This window comes from Schwartzia sp. (in: firmicutes) (genome assembly GCF_978017985.1).
The window spans coordinates 1-3,086 of sequence record NZ_CDXDFU010000143.1; the positions used below are offsets into that span (position 1 = coordinate 1).

The following is a 3,086-nucleotide window of genomic DNA, read 5'->3' on the forward strand; positions in this document are numbered from 1 at the left end:
CCTGAGCCGTAATTTCACTTTTGGATTTTATGCAGCAAAATTTCATGAGAAGATAAAAACAGGGCTGAGGAAAATGAGAAATCATTTCCCTCAGCCCTGTTAAATTCATACGCCAGTCGTATGAATAATTATTTCCATGGTGGAGACGAAGAGGATTGAACTCTCGACCTCTCGGATGCGAACCGAACGCTCTCCCAGCTGAGCTACGTCCCCACTTGTGTGAACAAGGTAAAGTATAGCGCGGTTTTTTGAAAAATGCAACAATTACACTTGAACAAAGAAGTGCGAATATTAAGAAATATTTATGAAAATTGAATTATGAGACAAAGCCTTGTATGTTTCTAAAATCTTTTCTAAATCGAAAAAAATTGCGAAAAAAAAGAGGATTTTCAGCTGACAATGTCAAATTATTAGGGTAGTATATATATAAAGGTCAATTATTGTCTTGCGGTTAACAATAAAAAATAATTCGCCAGACAAGTGACGAGTATTAAGGAGGTAAGAGAGCGTGGAAAAGCGGGAAACAATGTTGGAGTCCTATCTGCGCAGAGGTCTCAGCCGCCGTACATTCATTAAAGGGTGCGTTGCGCTGACGACTATGATGGGATTGAGCACCGACATGGTGTCAAAGGTTGTAGAGGCGGCGGAGAAGAAACCGCTGCCGGTTGTTATCTGGCTGCACGGTCATGAGTGCACAGGCTGCGATGAGTCCTTCATCCGTTCCGGTGCGCCGTTGGCATCTGATCTGGTGCTGACGAACATTGCGCTTGAGTATGACCATCTTCTGAGTGCAGGCGCAGGTGAGCCGTTCGAGCATCATCTTGAGGAAACTGTCAAGAAGTACTGGGGTCAGTATATACTGGCTGTTGAAGGTGCCGTATCCACGACGGATAACGGTACGTTCTGCATGTCAGGCGGAAAACCGTTTGTTGAAACGCTGCAGCGTGTTGCAAAGGGAGCAGCCGCTATTATTGCGTATGGTACGTGTGCAACAGACGGCGGTATTCAGGGGGCAAAACCGAACCCGACAGGCTCTGCGGGTATCAAACATTACACAGGCACGAAGCCTATCATCAACGTGCCGGGCTGCCCACCGATTCCTGAGGTTATGACAGGCGTTGTAATGCATGTTGCTTTGTTCGGCAAGATTCCGCCACTGGATTCCGAAGGTCGTCCAAAGCAGTTCTATGGAAACCGTATTCATGATACATGCTACCGCCGTCCGTTCTTCGATGCGGGTATGTTCGCAGACAGCTATGATGACGAGGGCGCTAAAAAAGGCTGGTGCCTTTATAAGCTCGGATGCCGCGGACCTGAAACATATAATTCCTGCGGCAATTTGCGCTGGTATCAGGGCATGTCCTATCCGATTCAGTCCGGTGCTGCCTGCATCGGCTGCTCAAATGCTCATTTCTGGGATGAGGGACCAATGTTCGCACGTTTGCCGGAATACGGGCCGCTGGGCGATATCGACAAAATCGGCGCAGGTCTTGCGGTTGCGACGGCAGCCGGTGTTGCTGTTCATGCGGCAGCAAGTGTTGTACAGAAACAGCAGCGTGATAAAGATAAAGAAAATGGGAAAGAGCAGGTGGGCAATAAATGAAACACGTAGTAGTTGATCCGGTAACGAGAATTGAAGGCCATCTGCGCGTAGAGATGCAGGTGGATGAAGCTTCCGGAAAGGTAACCGATTCTATTTCCAGCGGTACTGCATGGCGCGGTCTTGAGCTTATCCTGCACGACCGTGATCCGCGTGATGCCTGGGCATATATCCAGCGTATCTGCGGTGTCTGCACGACGGCTCATGCTCTTGCATGCGTCCGTGCGGTAGAGGATGCTCTCGGAATCAAGATTCCGAAAAACGGTAATTACATCCGTAATATTATGGCTGCGTCACTTACGGTGCAGGACCATATCGTTCATTTCTATCATCTGCATGCCCTTGACTGGGTCAGCCCGGTTGCTGCTCTTTCAGCAAATCCGGAAGCAACGGCAAATCTTCAGAACGCTGTACTGAAGACCTACAAGCTTCCTTTCAGCGGCCCGGCAGGCACGGTAACGGAGGCATTCCGCAAAGAAGTTCCCCGTGCTACGCCTTCCTATTTCAAAGGTATTCAGGATAAGGTAAAGGCAATTGTTGAGAGCGGTCAGCTGGGTATCTTCTCCGCGCAGTGGTGGGATCACCCGGACTATAATCTGCTTCCGCCTGAGGTTCACCTGATGGCAGTTGCTCATTATGTTGAGATGCTGGACAAGCAGCGCGAGCTTGTTACTCCGCATGTTGTATTCGGCGGTAAGAATCCGCATCCGCATTATGTTGTAGGCGGTATGCCGTGCTCCATTTCCATGGATGACGGCAACTCGCCGATAAATACGGCACGTCTTGATATCGTTGACCGTGCGGTTAATTTGGCGCGTAATCTCGTAAATGAATATTATCTGCCTGACCTCCTTGCTATCGGTCACATTTATGTCCAGAAGGGCATGACAGACGGCGGCGGTCTTGCTAAAGAACGCGTTATGGCATTTGGTCAGTTCCCGCTTGAGACGACTTCGACGACTCAGGACGGAGCCTTCTTCAAGAATCTCCTTATCCGCAGCAACGGTGTTGTTGAAAACTTCGGTCAGGGTGTCATGAAGGCGAAGTTCACTGAGATTACGGGCGACGACCTCAAGAATCCTGAGGTATTCGGCGAGGCTGTTACACACGCATGGTACGAATATGAAGGAAAAGACGGAGATGCTCAGCCGCGTCATCCGTGGGAAGGTCAGACGAAGGCCAAATATACGGGTCCGAAGGTCGGTACACCTACAGACTGGAAGGAGCTTAATGAGAAGGGCAAGTACTCATGGCTCAAGACTCCGCTGTGGCACATGAAGATGTGTGAGGTCGGTCCGCTGGCTCACTACATCATCATCTATACAAAGGCTAAACAGGGACTCCTTCCTGATATGACATGGGCAGAGAAGATGATGGTAGATCAGATTGAGGCAGTTTCGAAGGTTCTCGGACTGGCTCCTGAGGTATGGCTCCCGACTATGGTCGGCCGTACGGCTGCCCGTGAACTTGACTGCCAGCTCAATGC

General features: G+C 49.7%; 2 protein-coding genes and 1 tRNA gene. 2 read left to right on the forward strand and 1 reads right to left on the reverse strand.

The window, feature by feature from the left end; all coding sequences use genetic code 11:
* Nucleotides 1-137 precede the first annotated feature (137 nt).
* Nucleotides 138-213, reverse strand: a tRNA-Ala gene (locus ACY69O_RS06660).
* A gap of 295 nt (nucleotides 214-508) precedes the next feature.
* Between ACY69O_RS06660 and ACY69O_RS06665 the strand changes: the two genes are divergently transcribed.
* Together ACY69O_RS06665 and ACY69O_RS06670 are read left to right on the forward strand one after the other, a co-directional pair.
* Complete coding sequence (locus ACY69O_RS06665; protein ID WP_462332686.1) at nucleotides 509-1,603, forward strand: hydrogenase small subunit; 1,095 nt, start codon at nucleotides 509-511, stop codon at nucleotides 1,601-1,603.
* Nucleotides 1,600-3,086 (forward strand): nickel-dependent hydrogenase large subunit (locus ACY69O_RS06670; RefSeq protein ID WP_462332687.1); only part of this gene is annotated, 1,487 nt, incomplete at its 3' end. The genes ACY69O_RS06665 and ACY69O_RS06670, both read left to right, overlap by 4 nt.